Annotated in this window: 21 protein-coding genes and 2 pseudogenes; 8 read left to right on the forward strand and 15 right to left on the reverse strand. The window is 58.4% G+C overall.

What is annotated here, in order from left to right:
- The 3 genes from AC1DIG_RS08045 to AC1DIG_RS08055 form a co-directional block, all read right to left on the reverse strand.
- On the reverse strand, nt 1–1128 hold the full coding sequence (locus tag AC1DIG_RS08045; RefSeq protein ID WP_477766860.1) for a LuxE/PaaK family acyltransferase: 1128 nt from the start codon (nt 1126–1128) through the stop codon (nt 1–3).
- A gap of 23 nt (nt 1129–1151) precedes the next feature.
- On the reverse strand, nt 1152–2399 hold the full coding sequence (locus AC1DIG_RS08050; protein ID WP_477766861.1) for an MFS transporter: 1248 nt from the start codon (nt 2397–2399) through the stop codon (nt 1152–1154).
- A gap of 308 nt (nt 2400–2707) precedes the next feature.
- A complete protein-coding gene (locus AC1DIG_RS08055) occupies nt 2708–2839 on the reverse strand; it encodes a hypothetical protein (protein WP_477766862.1) in 132 nt (43 codons plus the stop codon).
- 157 nt (nt 2840–2996) lie between these two features.
- Here AC1DIG_RS08055 and AC1DIG_RS08060 point away from each other — a divergent pair, with 157 nt between their 5' ends.
- Nucleotides 2997–3185, forward strand: a complete 189-nt coding sequence (locus AC1DIG_RS08060) for a hypothetical protein (RefSeq protein ID WP_019690573.1) — start codon at nt 2997–2999, stop codon at nt 3183–3185.
- Between the two features lie 16 nt (nt 3186–3201).
- Here AC1DIG_RS08060 and AC1DIG_RS08065 read toward each other — a convergent pair whose 3' ends face one another.
- Both AC1DIG_RS08065 and AC1DIG_RS08070 read right to left on the reverse strand, forming a co-directional pair.
- On the reverse strand, nt 3202–3579 hold the full coding sequence (locus AC1DIG_RS08065) for a fe2+ zn2+ uptake regulation protein (RefSeq protein WP_477766863.1): 378 nt from the start codon (nt 3577–3579) through the stop codon (nt 3202–3204).
- 318 nt (nt 3580–3897) lie between these two features.
- Nucleotides 3898–8745 carry a dermonecrotic toxin domain-containing protein gene (locus AC1DIG_RS08070; RefSeq protein WP_477766864.1) on the reverse strand — a complete coding sequence of 1616 codons (4848 nt, stop codon included), beginning with the start codon at nt 8743–8745 and terminating at the stop codon, nt 3898–3900.
- A 223-nt stretch (nt 8746–8968) separates the two neighbouring features.
- On the opposite strand from AC1DIG_RS08070, the gene AC1DIG_RS08075 reads away from it, so the two are divergent.
- Nucleotides 8969–10009, forward strand: coding sequence for an Ldh family oxidoreductase (locus AC1DIG_RS08075; RefSeq protein WP_477766865.1), 1041 nt, complete (start codon nt 8969–8971; stop codon nt 10007–10009).
- Between the two features lie 240 nt (nt 10010–10249).
- Here AC1DIG_RS08075 and AC1DIG_RS08080 read toward each other — a convergent pair whose 3' ends face one another.
- Nucleotides 10250–10567 (reverse strand): ElaB/YgaM/YqjD family protein, encoded by a 318-nt coding sequence (locus AC1DIG_RS08080; protein ID WP_477766866.1) that lies wholly within the window; start codon nt 10565–10567, stop codon nt 10250–10252.
- Nucleotides 10568–10732: 165 nt separating this feature from the next.
- Between AC1DIG_RS08080 and AC1DIG_RS08085 the strand changes: the two genes are divergently transcribed.
- Nucleotides 10733–10984, forward strand: coding sequence for a hypothetical protein (locus AC1DIG_RS08085; protein WP_019690567.1), 252 nt, complete (start codon nt 10733–10735; stop codon nt 10982–10984).
- On the opposite strand, the gene AC1DIG_RS08090 is transcribed toward AC1DIG_RS08085, so the two are convergent.
- Nucleotides 10959–11897, reverse strand: coding sequence for a LysR family transcriptional regulator (locus AC1DIG_RS08090; protein WP_477766867.1), 939 nt, complete (start codon nt 11895–11897; stop codon nt 10959–10961). The genes AC1DIG_RS08085 and AC1DIG_RS08090 overlap by 26 nt on opposite strands.
- 85 nt (nt 11898–11982) lie before the next feature.
- On the opposite strand from AC1DIG_RS08090, the gene AC1DIG_RS08095 reads away from it, so the two are divergent.
- Entirely contained in the window at nt 11983–12903 is a 921-nt protein-coding gene (locus AC1DIG_RS08095) for a carbon-nitrogen hydrolase family protein (protein WP_477766868.1), read from the forward strand.
- Nucleotides 12904–12913: 10 nt separating this feature from the next.
- Here the strand turns inward: AC1DIG_RS08095 and AC1DIG_RS08100 are convergent, their stop codons facing one another.
- From AC1DIG_RS08100 to AC1DIG_RS08115, 4 genes and pseudogenes are all read right to left on the reverse strand, one after another.
- Nucleotides 12914–13387, reverse strand: coding sequence for an LEA/WHy family protein (locus tag AC1DIG_RS08100; protein WP_477766869.1), 474 nt, complete (start codon nt 13385–13387; stop codon nt 12914–12916).
- 58 nt (nt 13388–13445) lie between these two features.
- Entirely contained in the window at nt 13446–14918 is a 1473-nt protein-coding gene (locus AC1DIG_RS08105) for a nucleobase:cation symporter-2 family protein (RefSeq protein WP_477766870.1), read from the reverse strand.
- Nucleotides 14919–15257: 339 nt separating this feature from the next.
- The gene (locus AC1DIG_RS08110; protein WP_477766871.1) at nt 15258–15623 is read right to left on the reverse strand and encodes a DUF6124 family protein; all 366 of its coding nucleotides are present in this window, start codon (nt 15621–15623) and stop codon (nt 15258–15260) included.
- A 502-nt stretch (nt 15624–16125) separates the two neighbouring features.
- Nucleotides 16126–16302, reverse strand: a pseudogene (locus AC1DIG_RS08115) (LysR family transcriptional regulator); the annotation flags it as partial.
- Between AC1DIG_RS08115 and AC1DIG_RS08120 the strand changes: the two are divergent.
- From AC1DIG_RS08120 to zapE, 4 genes and pseudogenes are all read left to right on the forward strand, one after another.
- A pseudogene (locus AC1DIG_RS08120) lies at nt 16291–16530 on the forward strand (arginase family protein); the annotation flags it as partial. The pseudogenes AC1DIG_RS08115 and AC1DIG_RS08120 sit on opposite strands and share 12 nt — an antisense overlap.
- A 171-nt stretch (nt 16531–16701) precedes the next feature.
- A complete protein-coding gene (locus tag AC1DIG_RS08125; protein WP_477766872.1) occupies nt 16702–17418 on the forward strand; it encodes a helix-turn-helix transcriptional regulator in 717 nt (238 codons plus the stop codon).
- Between the two features lie 51 nt (nt 17419–17469).
- Nucleotides 17470–17811 (forward strand): nuclear transport factor 2 family protein, encoded by a 342-nt coding sequence (locus AC1DIG_RS08130; RefSeq protein WP_145016865.1) that lies wholly within the window; start codon nt 17470–17472, stop codon nt 17809–17811.
- Nucleotides 17812–17981: 170 nt separating this feature from the next.
- Nucleotides 17982–19100, forward strand: coding sequence for a cell division protein ZapE (gene zapE, locus AC1DIG_RS08135; protein WP_477766873.1), 1119 nt, complete (start codon nt 17982–17984; stop codon nt 19098–19100).
- Nucleotides 19101–19145: 45 nt separating this feature from the next.
- Here zapE and AC1DIG_RS08140 read toward each other — a convergent pair whose 3' ends face one another.
- From AC1DIG_RS08140 to AC1DIG_RS08155, 4 genes are all read right to left on the reverse strand, one after another.
- Nucleotides 19146–20420, reverse strand: a complete 1275-nt coding sequence (locus tag AC1DIG_RS08140) for an OprD family porin (protein WP_477766874.1) — start codon at nt 20418–20420, stop codon at nt 19146–19148.
- A gap of 105 nt (nt 20421–20525) precedes the next feature.
- Nucleotides 20526–22175, reverse strand: a complete 1650-nt coding sequence (locus AC1DIG_RS08145) for an ABC transporter ATP-binding protein (protein ID WP_477766875.1) — start codon at nt 22173–22175, stop codon at nt 20526–20528.
- 2 nt (nt 22176–22177) lie between these two features.
- A complete protein-coding gene (locus AC1DIG_RS08150; RefSeq protein WP_477766876.1) occupies nt 22178–23038 on the reverse strand; it encodes an ABC transporter permease in 861 nt (286 codons plus the stop codon).
- Nucleotides 23035–23976 (reverse strand): ABC transporter permease, encoded by a 942-nt coding sequence (locus tag AC1DIG_RS08155; RefSeq protein WP_477766877.1) that lies wholly within the window; start codon nt 23974–23976, stop codon nt 23035–23037. Before AC1DIG_RS08155 ends, AC1DIG_RS08150 begins: the two co-directional genes overlap by 4 nt.
- Nucleotides 23977–23984 lie beyond the last annotated feature (8 nt).

A 23984-nucleotide genomic window follows, 5' to 3' on the forward strand; every position in this document is an offset into this window, starting at 1 on the left:
TCAAGCTCCCCCGATCAGTTCGGCTGCGGCCATCGCACAACTGCGACTGGCGCTGGTTCCGGCGCGACCATGCAGCTCAAACCAGTCGGTGGCCAGGCCACAACCACAGGCTGCGCCGGCGTGCAGCGTTGCCAGGTCACTCATGACCACGGCGTGCGCCGGGCTCGATGAAATATAAGGCGATACGAAATGCAACAGACCACGCTTGCCGTAGGTCTGGACGGCGAAGTCGCTCGGGTTGCGCACAAACACCTTTGAGTAAACCGGTGCATGAAAGTGATGGTTCGCGCATTCGATATACGGCACGGCATGCTCGACAGCGCCGTACCCGTCTCGACAACGGCTGGCATCTATCCTCAGTTGCTGCGCAATGCGCGAATAAAGCTGTTGCCTGGGGACTTCCTCGCTCGCCCGGGATTTCCAGCCTCCGCCAAGGAACACCAGCGATTCGGGATGCAGCTCAAGGTTGGGTGTTCCAAGGTCTTGCATGCGTTGCAAGGCCTGCCAAAGAAACGCTGGAAAGCCAAATATGCGCACCGGTAAACCTTCAACTGCAAACTGACGCAGGGCTTCGATCACGCCGAACACATCGAACTCGTGGCCACTGCCGGTGGCCCGTAATGCATAGACCACCCGATTGACCGGCGCGTATTGGCACAGGAACTGGTCGGTATAGGACGTTCCCAGGCTGATGGCGCCTACAGGCTCATAACTCAGCAACAGGTAGTTGCACGGGGTGTGGCTGATCCAGTCGTAATGCTCGAAGATCCGGCTCACCATGTTCTGCGCCGCGGTGATGCTGCGTACGTCATAGCGCATACGGCTTTTCTGGCCGCTGGTGCCCGAGGAGGTCAGCTCCAGGGCGTCCTGCCCGGTAGGGCTCAGCAGCAGGCGTTGCTTGAAATAGTTGGCGTACAGCGGAGGGAGGCGCGACCAGTCGTCCAGCTCATCCAGCGCGCTGGCACTCAGGCCGTTAGCCTCCAGCCAATGCTCATAACCGGGTGTGTGATGGCAGTGAAAGAGGCTGGTTTCGCGCATCGAGTTGTCGAACAGCCCGGGCGGGACAGCGTCCAGGCAATACGGCTGTGGCAATGCACATAAGGCATCGGTGTGAGGTAGATGAATCATCAAAAATCCTTTTTTTGATTGAGTTATAGAGGGTGCACGGGCACAGGTGCGGCCGGCAGCAAAACCCAGCGCAGTGGCACCAGCGCCAGAAGTCCGGCGATACCGACTGTCAGGGCGAAGTCCCCCGGATTTTCGCCAGCAACCAGCATTGCGATCACCGAGCCTGCACCGGCCATCAGTGCAATGGAGATCATCCCCAACATGGCCGAGACCAATCCTTTGCTGTCGTCACTGGCAAACAGCGCCGCGCGGTACAGCGCGGCATTGCTCATCCCGAGACCTATGCTGTAAAGCATCAGGCCACCGACGAGAACCGGGATTGAAAGGGCAAACCGGCTGGCGATGATGAGCGCCACAAGGCCTGCGCAGAATGGCCAGAGCGCCCATTGGATCAAGCCTTCCAGGTGAGTCCTGGAAATAATCAGGTTCAGTATCAGGTTTCCGATGATGACAGCAGCGAAGACCGGGATCTGCCACAGGCCGTACTCAAGAACGGACAATCCTTGCCCTTGAATCAACAGCAATGGGGACAGGCCGATCCAGGCGATCAGCGGCAAACTCATCAACCCGAGCGCGACACTGGCGCAAATAAATCGATGGTTCCTGAGCAGGGCGATGTATCGAAGCGCTATTGCACGCAGCTTGAACGGCGTGGGGTTTAGCCGCTGACCGTCCTGACGTTGTACGCCTATGGTTTCCGGCATCAGCCAATAAAGCGCCAACCAGACTGCGGCGCCGAGGACGCCGAGCATGAAAAACAGCTCACGCCAGGAAATCCATTTCAGCATCAGGCTCCCAAGCAGGGGGCCAAGGAGCGGAGAAAGCAGGGCAACATTACCCAGCAATGCCATGATCCGCACTGCGTCGGCTTCACAGAACACCTCCTGCAGCGAGGGGTAACTGACGGCGATGACAAACCCCAATCCCATGCCCTGAAGCAGGCGCAGCAGGTTGAATGCAAAAATACTTTGCACCCAGATGGTCATGACGCAAGTCATGGCAAAGGCTGCACAGCCAATCAGGAGTACTTTTCGGCGTCCAAAACAATCCGCGAGGGGGCCAATCAACCATTGCAGAAGAACACCCCCCAGCAAGTAAAGATTGAAGGCCGATGGAATATGCTGAGTACTGGCATTCAGGTCATCGGTTACGGTCAACATGGCAGGCATTATCATGTCGCTGGCCAGGTAGGTCAGTAATTCAAAAGCTGTAATCGCCAGGCAAAAACCTAGCGCTCGGAAAGATCCGATTTTTATAATGGGCTTGAGCATAAAATTCCAGGGTGTATTGCTGATTTATATAGAAGTATCGCGATGCGGGTGAGAATAGTCTGGAATAGTAATAAGCCAAACCAAATTATTGTTTTGTTGGCAGTAATAGTTGTCGCGTTATTTCTGGTGGGTATGTTGGGTGAATGTGCTGATGCATGTTTTAGATATTGTCTTACGGACTAAAGTGTAATGCCCTTGTACGAAAAAGCCCGCGGGGTGGCGGGCTTATGTCGTGGTGTTCTCAACAGTCATCAACTATTGAGAATATGGGAGCACTTAATGAGGTGAGCGCCCCCGCTTAATTCAGGTCACCGGCGGTAGTAGCCTTCATGGTGGTAGCGATGGTCGCCATGCCAGCCACCTCCGCATGGGAAACAGACGCAACCGCTCATGGTCAGGATAATCAGCAGGGGAATCAGCAGTGTGATTCGACGGAACATTTCTCAATCCTCATCGTTTGAACCGCATGCAGCCAAAATGCTTCATGGGCTGTAACATGAGACCCCGCTTGCAGCCGCTCATCCCCGAGGAAGCGTATGAGCTTGGCATGCATCACGATACAAACCAGATACATATTTTCAGGTTCAGGAATCCGCAATGACCCAGTCGCAACGTTTGAAATATTCGATTCTGATCTCCCTTGTCGTGCTGGGGATCATGCTTGGTCTGTCGTACATGCAGAACGCCGGAATGATCAGCGAGAAGCTGTTCCAGTACATCGCCATTGGCGTTGCGGTGATCGTTGTGGTGATCAATGGCGTGATGCGTCGCAAGGTCAAACCTTGAACGACGCGGCAACGTTTCACTGGCTGCCGTAGAGCACGGCTGCGGCTTGAGGGTGCAGGCTGTAGCTCTTGTCTTCTTTCAAGACAATAACGCCTTCGCTGCACAGTCGCTTCAACACTTCGCGAACGCTGAGAAAGGACAGGGGAATATCCAGGTCCAGCAAGTGGCTGTGCACGCCGCGCACCCCCAGCGGGCGATCGTTCTCGGCGGCGGTCAATAGCGCGTCGATCACTTTCAGGCGAATCAGGCTGGTTCGCAGGCCGAAGCTTTTGAGCAGTTGCCTGATGCGTTCGTTGTTGTGGCGTTCAGCGTTTTTGGTGAACGCGTCAGCGTCCAGGTTCAGCTTACTATTTGGCGCAGGGTTGCCATCCGTTGGCAGTTGCGAGTTGTACATGCAAAAACTCCTTTTCAGAGCCTGATCAGGAAAAAAGTGATGGGTGCTCTCATTGATTAATGACGAATGAGCTGCGCAAATCATGAGGGTTGGTATGTAGAAAATTTGTCGGAACCACGTCAGCGCAGGGTGAGATGCACTGTTTTGCAGGGTTCTGCACCATTAAATTTTTTTCATGTTGATTCGTTACTCTGGCAAGGCAGATTCCCGTCAGTCTGGTGCGTCGGGTTCGGTCCGAATGTTTCCCGGTACCAAGGCACTGACCTCAGGTCAATGCCTTGGCCTCAAGACCGGCTATGTTGCATAGCCTTCATGTGTTCAAGGTGTAGTGATATCCAGTTGGCGTCCCAGGTGGCTGATAAGCCAGGCTACGGAGTCGGCATTGCCCAGTTGTACCGCCAGCCTCACGTTTGAATCGCTCATGAAAATTGCGCGGGCTGCATGCAGGGTCCGTTGCCCGGTCAGCTTCAGAACATGTTCTAGTGCGTCGGCAGTGTTTTCGTAGGTCGTTTTACCCAAGTCTTCCCACACGCCACTGTGGGGATTAAAGCTCTTGAAGAGCTGACCCAGCGGCGATTGGCTCGATAACGCTTCCTGCTGGAGTGTCGTCAACGTGTCCTTAAGTTGTCGCGCACGTGGACTGACCGTTTCCAACAGGTCGAAAAAGGGTTTGCTGGAATCCAGGTAGGCAATGTCTTCGGTGTTGCTGGCGAGATGCGAAAGCTCATGAATCAGTGTCGTTGCGCGGGCATGAGCACTGATGGCGAAGGATGGCTCGGTCATGTAGTTGCGGTAGTGATCGAACTTGGGGAGAAAGAACTTCTCCAGCAGATAGAGTTTTTTCCCCGCGTCATCCGGAATGGTGAAGGCGAATACGCTCTCGGGGGCTTCACGACTCGCCCCCACAACAAAACGTCTGGAGTTGGCTTTTCTGAGATCAGGGTCCAATAAAGCGCCAAAGACCTCGCCGATGACTTTCTCAAGCTTCACTACATGATCGGGCAATATTGCCGGCACGCCGAGGAAGTCTTTGAGGAGTCGATGCACGCGCGTCGTCTGTGTCACGCTTGTCTTGATCAGCCTCAGGTTTTGAAAACTGTTCCAGGCGTAGGTGGTCGCCAGGTCCAGTCCTTCATCAATCAGCCGTGCCCTGACCGGATAGAGCTGGCGAATGGCACGCATGCCGGTGGCTTCTACGTTCATAGCCGCCTGACGGCTGATGCGTACCTGTAGCCGGTTGAGCATTCCGTAACGTGGGCTTTGCGCCGACAGGTCGAGGACCCACTGTTTTGAAGTGTTTTGCAGTAGTTTGGGGCCCTCGCCGCGATCACTGACAATGCGCCAGGGACTGCCACGTTTTTCGACGCGATACACCTTGCCTTCGACGGGGGCGTAGTACTTTTTGGTCGTTGGGTGTGTGTAGAGCCCCGGTTCCGACGAAGGCGTGAGCGACTGCAGATCAGTATCGATATTTTCATGGCGCTGCAGACCGGTTCGTTCGGGGGCTGTTATGTCGATGTCCTGCCATTGATGTTTCGCGGTGGGTTCTGTCGCCGAAGGTTCGGGTTCGGCCACTGTCTCCGTCGACGGTGCTTCCTCCATCGATTGCCGCAACATCGCCAATTCCGCGACGCCACTGATAAATGCCTTGAGGGCGCTTCCCCATTTATGTTCTTGAAGGTCCTCAGCAGATGCTTTGAAAGCGTGATAGCTATTCCAGACGGTGATTGGGTAAGCGAGCTTCCCGCTGACGAAGGTGAGTGCCTGCTCCAGGTCTTCACCGAATACACTTTTTATGATCTGCCACTCGCTTTTGCCATCGTGGTCAGACTGAGAATCGAGAAATCGCGTCAGGATTTTTCTATTGTCGTCGAACAACTTCCCGAGCAGATTTCCGGTGATGAGGTTGGACGCCAGTTTGATATCGCTTGGCGTGCCGAGTGTTGAGGCCCACAAGTTTTTATAGGTTGCACGGTGCTCCGTCGGCAGGCATTGCAGTACCCAGTCCTGCAACGTCCCTGGTGTATTGAGCTCGGCCAATAAGCTGCTTTCACTGTCATATTCCTTGATCCCGTGGGGGGAGCAGTAGGGCGCCAGGAGAATGTGCGGACCCTCTTTGCTCTGACCTGGTCCGATCAGGTAGACCCCGAGCGCCTTTGCAACTTGCGCACCAGGTGTGGCGATCAGTTCAAGCGGACGAATCACAGCATTCGCGCCGACGACCGCCGCGCGGGCGATGTTGTCCGGCATGTTCATGATCTGGGCAATCAGGTTGAAGCCGGCCTCGCTGAGACGTTCCTGGAGTTTTTCCGTATGGGCGTAGTGCAGCAGTTGCCAGGGCAACTGTCTGGCGAACAGGGTTCTGCACGACGCAGCGTTGGCATTGGACGAAGCGAATGCTGTTTCGATGACCGATTGGTGGAGCGCCCCAAGCTTGAGATTGCGTACCAGTTTTTTCACATAGTCTGCGTTCAGCCCAGGGGGGAGTGCGGCCGCAGTGAGTGAAGTGATCTTCTTGATTGGCAGGGTATTCAGGTCGTCAAAATGAGTCAGCGCGAATGTGGTCAGGGTCTGGGTCAGGCCAGTGGCGGTCAGGCGCGGGCTGAGCTGTAATTCGACCTTGTCCGGATCAACGTCATGGTCTTTGAAGGCTGTCTTGAGTTGTTGTTTGAGTCCAGTGTGAGCGGTACGCCTCAGCGAGGTCACGCTGGACAGGTAGTCTTTGTCGTTCTCGGCATTGTTCAGGTATTGCTGAAGCAGTTCAGCATGCAGTACTTGATCGACGATTGATGCTTTCGCCAACCAGGCGGGTAGCTTTTGCTGGGTGATCAGGGATTGGGCAATGCTCACGCCTCGGTTCAGACCTGTGATCGGAATGCGTGGTGCGATCAAGCCCAGTAGTTTTTTCAGTGAGTCTTCGGGGAGTTTCGAGGCAAGCGCACGCTCGATGGATTCTCTGTGCAATTGGCCATAGGGGCTTTGCAGGTGATCGAGGAAGTGCTCGTGAATAAGTTGCAAGGGGGCCAGTGTGAATGCCTGACCGATGGCTCGTTCTCCATGCTCAAGGTTTTCCAGCAGCCCCATATGCACATCCGGGTCGAGCAGGCGCCTCTGAAGCTCGGCCTTCAAGGGAGTCAATGCACCAAATGCTTCAAACCCACGCGCCGGGGTCCACAAAATAGCCCTCCCTGAATGGTTCGGGTCCAGGCCACCGCGCTCGGTGATTATGAAACAGTTGGCCAGCTGCAGCAGGAGCCCGGACGTGCCAGTCTCGACTGCCAGGGAAAAGACATCGGGCAGAAAACCGTTCAGAGCCCTGCGCTGCAAGCGCACAGGGCTGTCGAGTAGCGTAGTGATAATGTCCTGGTCCACGGGGCCCAGCGTGCGGCTCAAAGTTCGCAATTTGACTTCGCTGCGCAGGGCTACAGATTGGCTATGGGCCAGTTTCGGTGTAAGTACACTCAAAAGTGGATCGACAACGGCCTGTACGTCCTCGAACTTCCTGGGCGCTTTTGGTAGGTCTGGCGGCGCAAGCTCCAATTCAAGCGCTGCCCCAATGCCGGAGAGTTGTGCCAACAACTGTTTCGCCGATTCTGCTCGTACAGTGGCCGGCTGGCTATTCCATCGCTGATCTGCCCGGGTACTCCAGCGTCCGTCGACGTCGGTGTTCAACAGGCGCTTGTCGATCAACATCCGTACATCCAGAGCGTTATCGAGCAAGGCATCCAGTGCAACGAGACCCTCAGCTTCACGGTAAAGGCTCAAGGCTGACTGCAGATTTTGCGCCTGCTTGTCGAGGATATCCGCCATCAGGTGGTGAAACACCGGACCTGATATCGGAGTACCGACAATCTTTCGTGTTTCCGGATCCAGTGAAAGGAAGGTATTGCGCTCTTCCAGTGACAAGAAGTTGAACAGGTGGTCTTCATGCCCATCGGCTTCGGTCATTTTCAACACGATGCTCTGGATCTCTGACAGGTCAGTGCTTGCTTCAATGCCTCGATAATGGCTGTACAGAAAAGCCGTTGTCTGCGAAACGTCGCCGGTGCTGATCATCAGGGTGGAGGCCAGTGTCACGTAATGCTTGTGGAGGGCCGTGATACGGACTTTTTCGACCTCTATCGAATGGCCTGACGCCAATTGACGGGTCGCATCCGCGCGGCAGATGGCGATCAACTGTTGATGTTCTTCCGTTGTTAAAACACCCTGTTGGCGCTCGTACAAGAGATCCACGCAGTAGGCATCACGCAGGCTTTCGGCGAAAAAATCCGTGCGTGAGCCTGCGGTACTCATCGGGCTGTTCCAGAAAGTTTCGAGCAAGCTCTGCAGGCGAGGCGTCAAACTTTGTGCGACCTCCTTCAAAGTCGATTCCCAGGCCAGGTTATCGTCAGCGCTGCTGACGCCATGTGCTGGATTGGAAAAACTCCTGGAGTCACCTTCCGGCCAGGTGTTGGTCAGGTAAAAATGCAGGACCACATCACTGAGCGACAGGGAAGACACCTTGCGCTGATTGATGCTATTACCCTGCGCGGTAACAAAGCTGTCCATCCGGGTATGACGTTGATCCAGTGCCGCAAAGCGCTTGCCCAAGGCGATAGTCAGTGTTTCGTCGAGCATTGACTGCAGCGTCGGCGTCTTGATGAGCTCGGCCAACATTGTTTTGATATTGCTTGATTGATTCAGCTCAACGACCCTTTCCTGATCTTGAAACACGGCGCCTTCGATGATCTCTGTCGAAATGGCCGGATTGTCGATCGCCTGAAGGGCGTGACGTTGTTCGATGGAGAGGTAGCGCAGCAGTTCGTCCCTGCTGACAGCGTTGCTCAACCATTCCATGAGCTTACTGCTGAGGTCGTCCAGGTCCGCATATTTGGCGAGACCTTGATAGGGTGTGTAGAGCGTCATTTCTCCGCCCGCGGGCCTGCTCATCAGAAAGGCTCCGGCCAAGGGAATTGCCGTCTTGCCTGGAGGTGTCAGGAGCAAGCGGACTACTCGCATTGGATGAGCATCGGAGATACGTGTGATGTGGGAGGGCAGATACACCTGTTTCAACCATTTCAGGTCAGCCATGGTAAATCCCAGGGCTTTCTCACGATCGCCGGGCTGCTTTGCACCGGCAGCCAGATTGGCTTCGTGGAAAAAGTACGGAAGAGCGTGCGCAGTCATGATAATTCCTCGCCTTGCTGCGGTTAGCAGGCTGTTGGGTGAGGAAAAACACTACGGTCAACAGAACGTCCAGATGCGGTAGATATTGCTTGAGGTGTTTGTGTGCTTCTGAGTCTTGACAGACCCCCTGCAAAACAGCACTTAATCGGCATGATTTTTTCGGTTGCTGTGCAACCCGGTTTCACGCTGTTGCCCGTATTCAATAATAAAAGTGGAGCTTCAGATGCCTGTATCGTCCGAAACGGCCGTCAACGCCAACACCTCAGTGGTGAGTGTTGCGGATCTCGTGCAGTTGCTGACCCGGATTTTTTTGCAGAATGGCACTTCGGCCGAGGTTGCCAGGGTACTGGCTGAAAACTGCGCCGGCGCCGAACGCGATGGCGCCCACAGCCATGGGGTATTTCGGATCCCGGGTTATGTCTCGACGTTGAACAGCGGCTGGGTCAATGGCCAGGCGGTTCCGGTGGTCGAGGACGTGGCCTCGGGGTTTGTCCGGGTGGACGCCGGCAACGGCTTCGCCCAACCGGCACTGGCCGCAGGTCGCGCATTGTTGGTCGAGAAAGCCCGCAGCGCCGGGATCGCGGTCATGGCGATCCGCAATTCCCATCATTTCGCGGCACTTTGGCCGGATGTCGAACCCTTTGCCTATGAAGGCCTGGTGGCGCTGAGTGTGGTCAACAGCATGACCTGCGTGGTGCCGCACGGCGCTGATCGCCCGTTGTTTGGCACCAACCCGATTGCTTTCGCTGCACCGTGTGCGGGTGCAGACCCGATCGTGTTTGACCTGGCTACCAGTGCCATCGCCCATGGCGACGTGCAGATCGCTGCGCGCAAGGGTGAGCGTCTGCCGCCCGGCATGGGGGTCGACGGCCTGGGGCAGCCAACGCAGGACCCGAAAGCGATTCTGGAGGGCGGTGCATTGCTGCCGTTCGGCGGGCATAAAGGCTCGGCGCTGTCGATGATGGTCGAACTGCTGGCGGCGGCCTTGACCGGTGGCAACTTCTCGTTCGAGTTCGATTGGTCGAATCATCCTGGGGCGAAAACCCCGTGGACCGGCCAGTTACTGATCGTGATCGACCCGAGCAAAGCCGCCGGGCAGAGTTTCGCCGAACGCAGTCAGGAACTGGTCAGACAGATGCATGCTGTGGGGCTGCGGCGTTTGCCGGGTGATCGACGTCATCGCGAGCGGGCCAAGTCGTTGGCCGGGGGCATCGCGCTCGATGCGCAGACCCTGGCGCAATTGCGTGAACTGGCGGGTAATTGAGGTGAAACGGTGAGCCTGTGTGGCTTAACGCCAGTCAGTGAAGCGAACACGACGTTTGAAACAATATAGAACCAATGTGGGAGCGAGCTTGCTCGCGATAGCGGACAGACAGTCAACTGAGATGTTGAATGTGATGGCCTATTCGCGAGCAAGCTCGCTCCCACATTAAATTTTTGCCGTTTCGAACATTGTGTTCGCTTAGTTAACTGCCATTAAGCCCACAGGCTCGCCTTTGTTGTTTCAGCGTCGCCCCAGCAGCAACCCTACCACCAGACCAAAACCGGCCGAGATTGCAACGGTTTGCCAAGGGTGACCGCCGATGTAGGTTTCAGTCGCCTCGACCACCGGCCGGGTGCGCTCACGTACGCTGGAGACGGAATCACGTGCCTGCCGCAGTTTCAGCGCGACTTGTTCGCGCAGGTTCTCAGCTTCCTCACCGACCAGTGAGGCGCTGCTTTTGAGCAGTTTCTCCGACTCTTCGATCAACGCTTGCAGCTCGCTGAAGACCTGATCCTTGATTTGCTCATCGTTTGCGTGCACCGGGGTTTTTCGGGCCATCAGGTGACTCCTTGCAGGTAAAGGGACAGTGATCAATGGAGTGTAGGCGCGGCGGAAAAGTTGCAGTCTTTTTGCCCTGAAACTCAACGCCAATGGAAAATCCGCCTCCGGAGATTTCCACCTACAGTGTAAGATGTTGCCTATTTTATGCAGCAGGTAACTCCCATGAGCTTCAATCTGGCCGACAAGCCCCTTGCCGAGCGCGCTGCGCTTGAAGATGAAAAGTCCCGTCTGTTCGACCTCTGGCAGAGCAACCTGGGTAAATCCAAAGGTGAAGCGGCACGCTTGTTCGGCGAGCGCTCCAAGCGCAAAGGCAAATGGGCCGAGTGGGTGCGCTCTGAACTGGACGCCATGTCACCACCGGAATACGCGAACATGGTCCGCAGTGAAGTCAATCGCTTGATGGCCGCCAAGTAGGCGCTTGTAAAAAGCTCGCGACAATCGCTTCGCGCACTTTCAGCAGCAGCGGATCGAGCTGGCTGTTGGTCCGCCAACCCAACTCGATCGGGTAACGCGGCAATGCCAGCGGGCAGGGCAGCACTGCCAATCCGCTGAGTGCCGCAATGCTCTGCGCTGCATGGGCCGGGATGGTTGCCACGGCCTGGCTGCCCTTGAGCAAGAACGGCAGCGCTGCAAAATGCGTGGTCGACGCGCACACTCGACGACTCAATCCCAGCCCCGCCAAACCCTCATCGGTAATGCCGATAAACCCTCCAGACGACACCAGAATGTGCTCGCGAGCGACAAACTCGTCGAGAGCGATTTCCTGTTGCCCGTCGATCAGGCTGCCGGGGTCGACCAGGCACTGATAGCCGCCTTCACCCAGCACCTGACGACTGAGCAAGCGCTCGGCAAAACCGCCCGCGGTGATCGCCAGGTCAACGCTGCGCTCCATCAAGGCCTGAGCAACGATCTGGCTGTGGGTCTGACGAAAGATCAGCCGCAGCTTTGGCGCTCGTTGGGCGATTTCCTCGATCAATCGCCGGCCATAGGCAATCTCGAAATCATCCGATAAGCCCACAATCACTGAACGACCTTCGTACTGGTTGGCCGCCGGATCGACCATCGCCAGGCTTTGTCGGCATTTGTTCAGCGCGTCGCTGACGACCGGTTTCAATTGATTGGCGCGCAATGTCGGCGCCAGACCGCGGCCAGTGCGCACGAACAATTGATCGGCGTACACGTCGCGCAGTCGGCGTAATGCTGCACTCACGGCGGACTGCGTAACCCCTAAACGCAGGGCGGCGCGGCTGGCGCTGGACTCGTCATGCAGCGCTTCGAAGACTTTGAGCAAGTTGAGGTCGATGTCGGCGATATTCATTTGGCTCATATCTTTCAGCAGTGAACGGGGCTTTATTCATGATCGGTGGTGGCCGGAGAATGAGCAATACCTCAATGCTCAGGGAGTTACCTCGATGCCAAAGTCCATTGTTGCTGCACTGCAAATCGGTTCGTTGCCAGGCGGCAAGGGCGAGACCCTGGAACAGATTCTGTCTTATGAACAGGCGATCAACGAGTCCGGCGCCGGGTTGGTGGTCATGCCCGAGGCATTGCTTGGCGGATACCCCAAGGGTGAAGGTTTCGGCACGCAGTTGGGCTATCGATTGCCGGAAGGGCGTGAGGCGTTTGCGCGCTATTTCGCCAATGCCATCGATGTGCCAGGCGCCGAAACCGAAGCCTTGGCGGGATTGTCTGCGCGTACCGGGGCGAATCTGGTGCTGGGAGTGATCGAGCGCTCAGGCAGCACCTTGTACTGCACCGCATTGTTCTTTGAACCGCAAACCGGGTTAGTGGCCAAGCACCGCAAACTGATGCCCACCGGCACCGAGCGGTTGATCTGGGGCAAGGGCGACGGCTCGACACTGCCAGTGATCGACAGCCTGGTCGGGCGCATTGGCGCCGCCGTGTGCTGGGAAAACATGATGCCGCTGCTGCGCACCGCCATGTATGCCAAGGGCGTGGAAGTCTGGTGCGCGCCAACGGTCGACGAGCGCGAAATGTGGCAGGTCAGCATGCGCCACATCGCCCATGAAGGGCGTTGCTTCGTGGTCAGCGCCTGCCAGGTCCAGCCATCACCCCAAGCCCTGGGCCTTGCGATTGCCAACTGGCCAGCCGAGCGCCCGTTGATTGCCGGTGGCAGTGTAATCATCGGCCCGATGGGCGAGGTGCTGGCCGGGCCGTTGTTAGGCGGTGCAGGTTTGCTGACAGCCGAGATCGACACCGACGAACTGGTGCGTGCGCGCTACGACTACGACGTGGTCGGGCACTACGCGCGCCCGGATGTGTTCGAGCTGACCGTGGATGAACGGGCCAAGCCTGGAGTGCGGTTTATCTGAGGCGCTGTGCTCACCAGATGCCTGCTGTCGAGCCCGGCAGGTTAAGTGTGCCTTTGTCGACAAAACGGACGGTGCCTGACGCGCCGCCAGACAGCTTGCCGCGTAATACAAAAGGCAGGTTGTTGAGGGATTGCGTCTGGCTCAGGCCAAGGGTTTGGCGCAGCACGGAGAACGCCGAAATACTCACGGGTACGCTGATGATCGCTTCCGAGTAACGCGGGATCGATCCGGTTTGATTGCTTACGCCAGTGGCCAGGGGTTGGCCATTGACCTCCAGGCTCAGGGCCACGCCGTTGTAGTCGATGGGGGTTTCGTTGGGGTTTTGCAGACGCAGTTTCACCGCAAAGCGCACTTCCAGGTCCTGGTTTTGCAGCGGTTCAATGCCAACCACGTTGATGTTCAAAGGATCACGGTTGGGGAACAGCGCACAGGCGCTCAAGCTGAGCAACAGCAGGGAAAGGCTTAAAGCGAGGAATCTGCGCATGAACGAGCTCTCGTAAAGATAAGGGTCGAACCGCCAGCGGCTCGACCCCCGAGCAGCGTTAGCGGTTCACCTGTGCGACCACGGAAGGCTTGAGTGGTTCGCCGTGGAGCGTGACATCCGGGTTCTCCATGACCGTGAGGATCGAAGCTTCCGGATCGAAATCGTCTTCTTCCAGCTCGATGAATTCTTCGGGTAGAAAGATATTCAGCACGATAGCGCACAACGCGCCGACGGTGATCGGCGATTCGAAGATGTTGTGCAACGCCTTGGGCAATTCGCGCAGCACTTCCGGTACAGCCGCAACACCCAGCCCCATGCCAAGCGAAATGGCAACGATCAGCATGTTGCGTCGATGCAGGCCGGCCTCGGCGAGGATCTTGATCCCGGCCACCGCCACGGTGCCGAACATCACCAGCTCGGCGCCGCCCAATACCGGTTTGGGCATCAGTTGCAGCACGGCGCCTATCATCGGGAACAGCCCCAGCAACACCAGCAGCCCGGCGATAAAGAATGCAACGTAACGGCTGGCCACGCCGGTGAGCTGGATCACTCCGTTGTTCTGGGCGAAGGTCACCATCGGCATGCTGTTGAAGACTGCGGCCATCGCCGAGTTGAGACCGTCGGCGAGCAAGCCGGATTTGATCCGCCGAATGTAGATCGGGCCTTTGACCGGTTGCTGGGAAATCATCGAGTTGGCGGTCAGGTCGCCGGCCGCTTCCAGCGGTGAGACCAGGAAAATCACCGCCACCGGCACGAACGCCACCCAGTCGAAGTTGAAGCCGTACTTGAACGGCACAGGGACGCTCATCAACGGCACGGCGGCCATGTTGGCGAAATCGACGTCACCCATCAGCCACGCGACGACGTAGCCGAGGGTCAGGCCGATAACGATGGCGCCCAGACGCAGGAACGGCACATCGACCCGGTTGAGCACGATGATAGTGCCCAGCACCAATGCGGCCAGAGCCAGGTGGCTTGCGGCGCCCAGGTCCGTCGCGCCAAAACCACCGGCGATGTCGGTCATGGCGACCTTGACCAGTGACAAGCCCATCAGGGTAATGATGGTGCCGGTGACTACCGGGGTAATCAGCATCCGTAACTTGCCGATGAACTGGCTCAGCACCACTTCGATGAACGCGGCAAAGAAGCACACGCCGAAAATCGTCGAGAGGATTTCATCGGTGCCGCCACCACGCGCCTTGACCATGAACCCGGCGCTGAGAATCACGCTGATGAACGAGAAGCTGGTGCCTTGCAGGCACAGCAGGCCAGAACCGATCGGTCCGAAGCGCCGCGCCTGAACGAAGGTGCCCAGGCCCGAGACGAACAGCGCCATGCTGATCAGGTACGGAATTTCGCTTTGCAGGCCCAGGGCGCTGCCCATGATCAGGGTCGGCGTGATGATCCCGACGAAGCTCGCCAATACGTGTTGCAGGGCGGCGAAGATGGTCGCAGTGAAGTGCGGGCGGTCGTTGAGGCCGTAGATCAGGTCGGAACGAAGCGCAGTTTTCGAGTGGTCAGATGAGGTCACGGGGAGGGTGCCAATAAGGCCAGGTCAGAAAATGGAGGCGCAGGATGCCAGTGACGGGCATCGAGGGCAACGCGCGGATTTTCAAAACGGACGGGGCCGGAACGACAAACCCGCCAGCCTAGTGAAAAGGTGGCGGGTTTTGTGTTGTTTGGGGCTACCGACCAGTTAAGCCGCTACACACGCTCCGTAGCAGCTGCCGAGCCCGCGAGGCTGCGTTCGGCTGCGAAGCAGTCGTAAAATCAGGCAATGCGTTCTTTCAGGAATACCGGGTGTGCAGGATTGGCGAGGACTGTGTCCTCGAACGCAGCCTCGCGGGCTCGGCAGCTGCTACGGTTGCTGTTACTCCGGTGGATCGAGGTGATCCAATGCGCGATTCACCGCCAACTCGGCCAGGGAAATCATCTGCTGAATCGCCAGTGCGGTATTGCGTTTGGGGCCTTCGAGGTCGAACGCCAGATCGCTGGCCATGACATTGGCTGAGGCGAGGGTTTCGCAGGCGTGGGCCAGCAGGGTTTCAGAGTCGACGTCGGGGGCGATAACGAAAATGCAGCCGGGACGTCGGTCGGTTAACAATGCCTTGGTCTCGGGCAGCACCAGGTAATGATCAAGCGCACGGTGCGCGGCGGCGTGGAGTTCTTTTGAGTCGAGGGAGGCGTAGGGGGAAACGGGGTCGGTTTCGGGGGGATTGGGCGTGGCTTTGAACATGGCGAATCTCCTTACTTAAAAGTGGAATCGCAACCTATTGCTACCAAACGATAGGGTGGCGACTGAACGCAGGTTGGTAGACCGGGTAAGGAAACCGGCGCACCCGAAGGCGCCCTGCGCACAGCCGCCATAACAAACAGCAGACGAAAAAAAGCGTCACTGAATGGAAGTGTCGGAGCTGTGCGCCTTACCCGGGCTACCAAACCCGATCGCTGATAATCAGCGACACGGAAACGATAGAGGCGGGGCTCAAAGCGCACAAGCCGGCGGATTCTGGCGCAGGTGTAGGCCGTGACGCAAGGCGTTGTAGCCCGCGACTGAGGTTACGTGGGCAAACATAAACACCCGTAGCAGCTGCCGAGCCCGCGAGGCTGCGTTCGAGGACGCAGTCCTCGCAAACCCTGCAAACGCGGTTTGCCTGAACGAACGTGTTGCCTGATTTTACGACTGCTTCGCAGCCGAACGCAGCCTCGCGGGCTCGGCAGCTGCTACGGGTGCGGCGCTACTGCACAGGAAGTGCAAACGCCGCCAACAAATCCGCTTCAAACGCCAACTGCGCATCGCCGGGCACCTGCGCCCGGTGTCGGGTCAGGTGGAAGGTCACGTCAAAACTCAACTCTGGCTGTCCAACCGCTTTAAGCAAACCTTTGTCTTCCCACGACTGGGCGAAATCGACTGGTTGGACCCGGCGTTCGCGCCCGGCACCGGCACCCCGGTGTGTGGTGGCTTGAGCACGGTACAAGCGCTGGAGATTCTCGGCGGGCTGCGCGGGATCAACGTGGTGGGCATGGACGTGGTGGAAGTCGCGCCGGCCTACGACAGCGCGGAAATCACCTCACTGGCGGCAGCGACGCTGGGGATGGAGATGCTCTGCTTGTATGCAGCCAAACATAAGGTCGATCAATAACCCTGTGGGAGCGAGCTTGCTCGCGATGACGGTTTTACATTCGACATCAATGTTTACTGTCACACCGCTATCGCGAGCAAGCTCGCTCCCACAGGTTTTGCGCTGCTGACAGTTTCTGACAGTGGCCTCTGCTAAGCTCCGTCGACCTTCATTCCACAGAGCAGGCTGATCGTGTCGCGTACCAGTCGGTTGTTGACCTTGTTGCAAGTGCTGCGCGGTAAAAGTCGTCCGGTGACGGCGGCGACATTGGCCAGTGAACTGGAGATCTCCGAGCGCACGCTGTACCGCGATATCGCCGAGCTGACGGCGCTCGGCGCGCCGATCTTTGGCGAGGCGGGTATCGGCTATGTGCTGCGCAGCGGTCTGTTTCTGCCGCCGCTGATGCTTAATGCCGACGAGACTGAAGCGGTGGTGCTGGGTTTGCGTTATGTCGATCAGCGCGGCGATGAGGTGTTGAGCAAAGCCGCGGCCGATGCGTTGGCGAAGATTGCCGCCGTGTTGGCGCCCGACGCCCAGGAAGCCTTGCGTAACCCGACGGTTTTGCCGGGGCCGCCGGGCTATGGCTATCCGCAAAACACAGTGGAATTGAACGTGTTTCGCCAGGCGATTCGTGCGCAGGCCAAGTTGCATATCGATTACGCGGACGTGAATAAAACCCCCAGTCAGCGGCTGATCTGGCCGTTGGCGCTGGGTTTTATGAATGAGGCGCGGGTGATCGTCGCCTGGTGCGAATTGCGCGAGGCTTTTCGAACCTTTCGTACCGACCGGATTGCCGCTGCCCGAGAGCTGGGTGAACGCTATCCGGGGCGTCGCAGTGACCTGTTGCGGGCTTGGCGCAAGGCGATGCAACTGGATGAAGCGGGGCGTTTCACTCCTGACAAGAATTGACACAGTGCTGCTTTAAAATGGCTCCAGAATCAATCAACAAGGAGCCGTACCATGTCGAACCCAGCTGTTTCACTTGCACCTGCCATTGCCGCCTATATCGCTGCCGCCAATGCCCGTGACAGTTCGGCGGTCGCCAGTTTTTTTGCCGAGGATGCCAACGTTTTCGATGAAGGCGCCCATCAGGTCGGCACCCACGCTATCGCGCAATGGATGGAAGACACCGCGCGCCGTTACCAGCCTCGAGTCGAGGTGCTGGATGTGCAGCAACGCACCGGCAAAGTATTGGTCAGCAACCTGATTTCCGGCACGTTCCCCGGCAGCCCGCTGGAACTGCGCTATGTGTTCCGCTTGAACGAGCAAGGCAAAATCGCCCGACTCGATATCTCCCTCTAATCCACACCTCCGCTGATCGTTCCCACTCTGCGTGGGAATGCAGCCCGTGACGCTCTGCGTCACTGGACGCGGAGCGTCCCAAGAGGCATTCCCACGCAGGAGCGTGGGAACGATCATCCGTCTACAAACACATGCCATACTTCGCGTTTTCCGCTGCGAAACAGACCGGTATGACCTTCGACTCACCCCTTAGCGCTTACCAATACGCAATCAAGCAAAAAGGCTTCGTGCCGGATGCCGCGCAAGAACACGCCGTTCTGGCGTTGCAGCAGTGTCACGAAGCCTTGCATCAAGGCCGAACGTCGATCACCGGGGTTTACCTCTGGGGCCCGGTCGGACGCGGCAAGACCTGGTTGATGGATCAGTTCTACCAAAGCCTGCGGGTTCCGGCGCGGCGTCAGCACTTTCACCATTTCATGGGCTGGGTGCATCAGCGCTCGTTCCAACTGACCGGCACTGCCGACCCGCTGCGAGCGCTGGCCCGTGAGTTGGCCCGGGACGTGCGAGTGCTGTGTTTTGACGAGTTGTTCGTCAACGACATCGGTGATGCGCTCATTCTCGGGCGGTTGTTCCAGGTGATGTTCGACGAAGGCGTGGTGATGGTCTGCACCTCCAATCAACCCCCGGATCAGCTCTACGCAGACGGTTTCAACCGTGACCGGTTTTTGCCGGGGATTGCCGCGATCAAAAGCCACATGCAAGTGGTGGCAGTGGACGGTGGTGAAGATCACCGATTGCATCCTGGCGCAGCGCTGCAGCGTTATTGGGTCAGTGCACCCGGTCAGCCCGATCCGATGAGTGAGGTGTTCAAGCAACTGACCGAAGGACAGCCGGTATCCAGCGATCCGGTGATCATCGGCTATCGCTCTGTGGCTGTCGTCAAGGCCAGTGAAACCGTACTCTGGTGCCGTTACGCGGACCTGTGCGAGCAACCGTTCGCGGCGATGGACTTCATGGCGCTGTGTGACCGCTTCAACGCTATTCTGTTGAGCGAAGTCCCCAGTCTCAGCGCCCATCAGCGCCCCGGCCGCATTGCCCGTGGCACTGAGGATGGTGCCGAGCGCGTCGAGGCCGGCGACCGTGAGCTGCCGCAATTGTCGGTACACGATGACAGCGTGCGGCGCTTCATCGCGCTGGTCGACGAATGCTACGACCGTAAAGTGCCGCTGTACCTCGAAGCTCTGGTGCCGATGGATGAGCTGTACACCGAAGGTTACCTGGAGTTCCCGTTTCGCCGGACCCATAGCCGGCTGAAAGAAATGCAATTAAAGCGCTTTGCCGAGGCCTGAAAGATCGCAGAGTGCGCTATGCAATCTGCGATCTTCAACGTTGTCTTACCAAAGCGTGACACTGTAACTGAGGACCAGGCGGTTTTCATTGGTGTCGCGCTGGTAGTTGCTCTTGCTCATACCGTTGCGCCAGCGGGCGCTGACGTTCTTCAGCGGGCCGCTCTGGATGGTGTAGCCCAGGTCGATGTCACGTTCCCATTCCCGGCCTTCACCAACAAATTTGCGGATCTGCGCTTGATCGCCCTTGGCGTAGCGCGTGGAGAACAGCAGCCCCGGAATGCCCACCGCCGCGAAGTCGAAATCGTAGCGGGCGTGCCAGGCACGTTCCTTGGTTTGCGAGAAGTTGCTCAGTTGGTACTCGGTGAACAGGTAGGTGTTGCTGCCGTCGATATACGCAAACGGTGTTTCACCGTACTGCTGCTGGAAGCCGCCACCGATGGAATGTCCGTCAATGGCGTACATGAAGCGCGTGCTCAAGGCGCGGTTGTCGACGGTGCCGGCCAGACCTGCACCGGCAGCGTCGGCGCTGAAGTAGCGGATATCGCTTTTCAGCGTGCCGCCGCCCAACGCCAGGCTGTGCTTGAGGCCGACGTAGTGCTGCTGATAAATGTCCTCTAGTTGCGCGTAGTAATAGCTGCCGGTCAGCGTTGGGTTGAACTGGTAATCGGCACCGCCGAAACGGAATTCATCGCTTTTTGCCGAGCTTTTGTAAGCGCCGTTCTGACTGGTCAAACCCATCTTTTCATAATCAGTGGATTCGCGCTGTTTGACCTGGTCGATTTGGCCGCCGCGTAAGGTCAGGCCCTTGATGTCTTTGGAACTAAGCATGCCGCCTTCGAAGGTCTGTGGCAGCACCCGGCTGGTGTTGGGTTGCAGCAAGGGCAGGTCGGGCAGCAAATGGCCGACACGCAGCTCGCTCTTGGCAACGCGGGCCTTGGCGGTCAGGCCGACCTTGGAATAGCTGTCGTGGGCACGCCTGGCGTAGCTCGGTTTACCCGGTTCGGCCTGACTTTCTCGGGACAACAAACCGCTGCCGGAGCGATCCGGGCTGGAGTCGAGCTTCAGCCCGAGCATGCCGAGCGCGTCCAGGCCAAAACCGACCGTGCCTTCGGTGTAGCCCGATTGCAGGTTCAGCAGAAATCCCTGGGCCCATTCATCGCGCTTGGACTGACCATCGCCTTCGCGGTAGTCACGGTTGAAGTAGTAGTTTTTCAAGTCCAGCGTGGCCTTGCTGTCCTTGAGGAATTCCGCTTCGGCGGCGATCGGCAGCAGGCTGGTGCCGCCGATCAAGGTCAAGTGCTGCATGAGTCGGGTGTTCATGGTGTTGGCTCCTGTGAGGGCTTTTTGTTGTTTTTGCTTGGGCATGGCTTCGCCATGGGCGCATTCAGTGGTGTCTGAAGGCGCCCGAGGTGAAGTCAGTGAGAACTAAGGCGTGGGCTGCAGGTTTTCGGGTTTTGGTCGCAGCCGGTAGCCGCCGCTTGCCAGTTGTTCCAATGGACTGGCGGCTGCCAGCAATTGGCGGGTGTAGGGGTGCAAGGGTTTATCGAAGACTGCTTCGCGGCTGCCGATTTCCACGATATGGCCCTGATACATGACCGCCACTCGATGGGCGATGCGTTCGACGGCCGCCAGGTCATGGGAAATGAACAGGCAGGCAAAGCCGTACTGCGCCTGCAAGCGCTCGAACAGTTCAAGGATTTGCTTCTGGATGGTCATGTCCAGCGCCGAAATCGGTTCGTCGGCGATCACCAGTTGCGGGTGCCGCACCAGTGCTCGGCCGATGGCCACTCGCTGGCGTTGACCGCCCGACAGTTGATGGGGAAAGCGCTCCATGAACGCTTCCGACAACCCGATATCTACCAATGTGGTGGCGACACGCTGACGTTTTTGCTCCTCGCTCAGCTCCGGCAGATGGCGCAACGGTTCGGCGAGGGTTTCGCCAATGCGCATCCGCGGGTCGAGGGACGAGTAGGGGTCTTGAAAGATCATCTGGCATTGCAGCCGATGATCGCGTTGACCGGCCTTGAGGATATCGATGCCCTTGAAGCGAATCTCGCCGGCACAGGGTTTGACCAGTCCCACCAGCGCACGACCCAGCGTGGTTTTGCCCGAGCCACTGCCCCCGACCAGCGCCAGGGTTTCACCCGCAGCGATGCACAGGTTGGCGCTGTGCACGGCGCGCTTGGGCTGTGATTGACCCCAAAACCGCGCGTGACCCGGATGCTCGATGCTGACGCCAGTGATTTCCACCAGAGGTTTGTCGGTCGCCGGCAACGCGGCCAGTTCGCCGCGCTTGGGCAGCGCTTCGAGCAATTGGCGAGTGTAGGCGTGTTGCGGGGCCAGCAGAATGTGATTGATCGCGCCTTGCTCCACCGCCTGACCGTGGCGCATGACCACGACTTTGTGGGCATACCGCGCCACCAGCGACAGGTCGTGGCTGATGAACAGGATCGCCGTGCCTTGCTCGCGGGTCAGCTCCAGCATCAGCTCGATCACGTCCAGTTGTGCCAGGCAATCGAGGGCGGTGGTGGGTTCGTCGGCAATCAGCAGCGCCGGGCGCAGCAGCATCACCGAGGCGAGCATGATCCGCTGGCGCATGCCGCCCGAGAACTCATGGGGATAGGCGCTCAGGCAGCGCTCGGGGTCGCTGATGCCGATGCGAGTCAGCATGTCCACACAGCGTTGGCGAATCTGTGCCTTGTTCAGGTCGGTGTGCAGGCGCAGACCTTCGGCCATTTGCTCACCAATGCGGATGGCCGGGTTGAGCGAAACCATCGGCTCCTGGAACACCATGCCGATTCGCGCACCGCGGATGTCACGCAATTGCGCACAGCTCAGCTGATTGAGGTCCTGACCTTCGAAGCGGATCGCACCGCCACAGACTTCCATCGGCAGTGGCAGCAGGCCAATCGCTGCGCGAGCGGCCATGGTCTTGCCGCTCCCGGATTCGCCCACCAGCGCGACAATCTCGCCGGGTGCGACGGTGAAACTCAGGTCGTTGACCGCCAACGGGCCTTCGGTGCCAGCGCGAATCAGCAGATGGTCGACTTCAAGCAAGGGTTTTTGACTGGGCATGATCAACGGCTCATTCGAGGGTCGAGGCGGTCGCGCAGGGCGTCGCCGAACAGGTTGATGGCGACCAGCGCCAGGGCGATGAACAACCCCGGGAACAGGCCGAGCCAGGTGGCGTTGGCAATGTACGGGCGGCTGGCGGCGAGCATGTTGCCCCAGGTCGCCGCGGGCGGCGGAACTCCCAGGCCGAGGAAGCTCAAGGCGCTTTCCGACAGCAGCGTCCAGCCGAACATGCTGGTGGCGAGTACGCACAGCGGCGCGACACAGTTGGGTGCAACGTGGCGGTACAGTGTGTAGAACTCCGAATTGCCGATCACTCGTGAGGCTTCGATGAACTCGCGCTCTCGTAGCGACAGCACGCTGCCACGCACCACCCGAACCACCGACGGCGTGTAGGCGATGCTCAAGGCCAACACGATGCCGTACTGGCTGGCCCCGATGATTGCCATCAAGCCCAACGCCATCAGGATGCCGGGGAACGCGAGCAATGCATCGTTGATCATCATCAGCAGGCGATCGGTCCAGCCCCGCAGGTACCCGGCGAGCATGCCGATCACACTGCCGAAAAGCAGCGCCAGGCACACGGTCAGCAAGCTGATCCACAAACTGGTGCGCGCACCGATAATCAGTCGGCTGAGCACGTCACGACCAAACTCGTCGGTGCCCAGCCAATGCAGTGCCGAGGGTGCCTTGAGGCGAGACAGCAGATCGATTTTCAGCGGGTCGTAAGGTGTCCAGAACACACCGAGCAGCGCCATGCTGATCAACAACACCAGCAAGGTGCCGCCGATCAAGGCGTTTGCCGGTGGCCAGCGCAGCGGGCGACGCGCAGGTGCAGGGCTTACGGAAGACTGGGAGACAGTCATAGCTTCACCCTCGGGTCGAAGAGTGGATAGAGCAGGTCCACCAGCAGGTTGACCGCCACGTAGATGAAGGTGATCAACAGCAGGCAGCCTTGCAGCACGGGGTAGTCGCGAGCAAAGATGGCGTCGACCATCAAGCGGCCGATACCGGGCAGGGTGAACACCGTTTCCAGCACCGCGATGCCGCCCAGCAAGTTGCCGAGGATCAGGCCGATCAAGGTCCAGGTCGGCGCAAAGGCATTTGGCAGCGCATGACGCCACAGCACCGCGCGTTCCGATAAACCCTTGGCTCTGGCGTGGGCGATGTATTCCAGGCGCAGTACCTCGATGGTGCTGGCCCGGGCCATCCGGGTAATCGCCCCCAACTCCACCAGCGTCAGGGTGACAATCGGCAGCACCAGATAGGTCACGGCTTCAGCGGGGTTCTGGGCGAACGGTACATAACCCACCACGGGCAGCCAGTTGAGCTTGATCCCGAACGCGTAGAGCAACAGCAAACCGAGCCAGAAGCTCGGAATCGACAGCAGCAGGGTCGCGCCGGTGACCAGCCCCAGGTCCAGCGCGCTGTCCTGTTTCCAGGCTGCGAACAGGCCTGCTGGAACGGCAATCAACGCCGCCAGCAGCACCGCCACCAGTACGATGCTGGCGCTGACCGAGAAGCGCTCGAGGATCAAATCCAGCACCGGTTGTTTGCTGGTGATCGACACACCGAGGTCGCCACTGAGCACCGACTGCAACCAATACACGAATTGCACGCCGATCGAGTGATCCAGTCCTAACGCTGCACGGGTGCTGGCCAGGCTATGCGGGTCGGCCATATCGCCGAGCATCAACAGCGCCGGGTCACCGGGGATGAAGCGGATCAGCGCGAACACCACCACGGAGATCAGCAACAGGGTCGGCACGGACAGTGCCAGGCGTTGAGCGATAAATCGCAACATGATCGATC

The sequence above is a fragment of the Pseudomonas sp. 05N431 genome (assembly GCF_056397005.1).

Excerpts from the sequence above, each read along its gene's own strand:
- AC1DIG_RS08050 (WP_477766861.1), bottom strand. The coding sequence starts at position 2,399 with ATGCTCAAGCCCATTATAAAAATCGGATCTTTCCGAGCGCTAGGTTTT.
- AC1DIG_RS08080 (WP_477766866.1), bottom strand. The coding sequence starts at position 10,567 with ATGGCCCGAAAAACCCCGGTGCACGCAAACGATGAGCAAATCAAGGAT.
- AC1DIG_RS08145 (WP_477766875.1), bottom strand. The coding sequence starts at position 22,175 with ATGCCCAGTCAAAAACCCTTGCTTGAAGTCGACCATCTGCTGATTCGC.
- AC1DIG_RS08060 (WP_019690573.1), top strand. The coding sequence starts at position 2,997 with ATGACCCAGTCGCAACGTTTGAAATATTCGATTCTGATCTCCCTTGTC.
- AC1DIG_RS08065 (WP_477766863.1), bottom strand. The coding sequence starts at position 3,579 with ATGTACAACTCGCAACTGCCAACGGATGGCAACCCTGCGCCAAATAGT.
- AC1DIG_RS08070 (WP_477766864.1), bottom strand. The coding sequence starts at position 8,745 with ATGACTGCGCACGCTCTTCCGTACTTTTTCCACGAAGCCAATCTGGCT.
- AC1DIG_RS08075 (WP_477766865.1), top strand. The coding sequence starts at position 8,969 with ATGCCTGTATCGTCCGAAACGGCCGTCAACGCCAACACCTCAGTGGTG.
- AC1DIG_RS08055 (WP_477766862.1), bottom strand. The coding sequence starts at position 2,839 with ATGTTCCGTCGAATCACACTGCTGATTCCCCTGCTGATTATCCTGACC.
- zapE (WP_477766873.1), top strand. The coding sequence starts at position 17,982 with ATGACCTTCGACTCACCCCTTAGCGCTTACCAATACGCAATCAAGCAA.
- AC1DIG_RS08110 (WP_477766871.1), bottom strand. The coding sequence starts at position 15,623 with ATGTTCAAAGCCACGCCCAATCCCCCCGAAACCGACCCCGTTTCCCCC.
- AC1DIG_RS08090 (WP_477766867.1), bottom strand. The coding sequence starts at position 11,897 with ATGAGCCAAATGAATATCGCCGACATCGACCTCAACTTGCTCAAAGTC.
- AC1DIG_RS08045 (WP_477766860.1), bottom strand. The coding sequence starts at position 1,128 with ATGATTCATCTACCTCACACCGATGCCTTATGTGCATTGCCACAGCCG.
- AC1DIG_RS08130 (WP_145016865.1), top strand. The coding sequence starts at position 17,470 with ATGTCGAACCCAGCTGTTTCACTTGCACCTGCCATTGCCGCCTATATC.
- AC1DIG_RS08150 (WP_477766876.1), bottom strand. The coding sequence starts at position 23,038 with ATGACTGTCTCCCAGTCTTCCGTAAGCCCTGCACCTGCGCGTCGCCCG.
- AC1DIG_RS08140 (WP_477766874.1), bottom strand. The coding sequence starts at position 20,420 with ATGAACACCCGACTCATGCAGCACTTGACCTTGATCGGCGGCACCAGC.
- AC1DIG_RS08095 (WP_477766868.1), top strand. The coding sequence starts at position 11,983 with ATGCCAAAGTCCATTGTTGCTGCACTGCAAATCGGTTCGTTGCCAGGC.
- AC1DIG_RS08085 (WP_019690567.1), top strand. The coding sequence starts at position 10,733 with ATGAGCTTCAATCTGGCCGACAAGCCCCTTGCCGAGCGCGCTGCGCTT.
- AC1DIG_RS08100 (WP_477766869.1), bottom strand. The coding sequence starts at position 13,387 with ATGCGCAGATTCCTCGCTTTAAGCCTTTCCCTGCTGTTGCTCAGCTTG.
- AC1DIG_RS08155 (WP_477766877.1), bottom strand. The coding sequence starts at position 23,976 with ATGTTGCGATTTATCGCTCAACGCCTGGCACTGTCCGTGCCGACCCTG.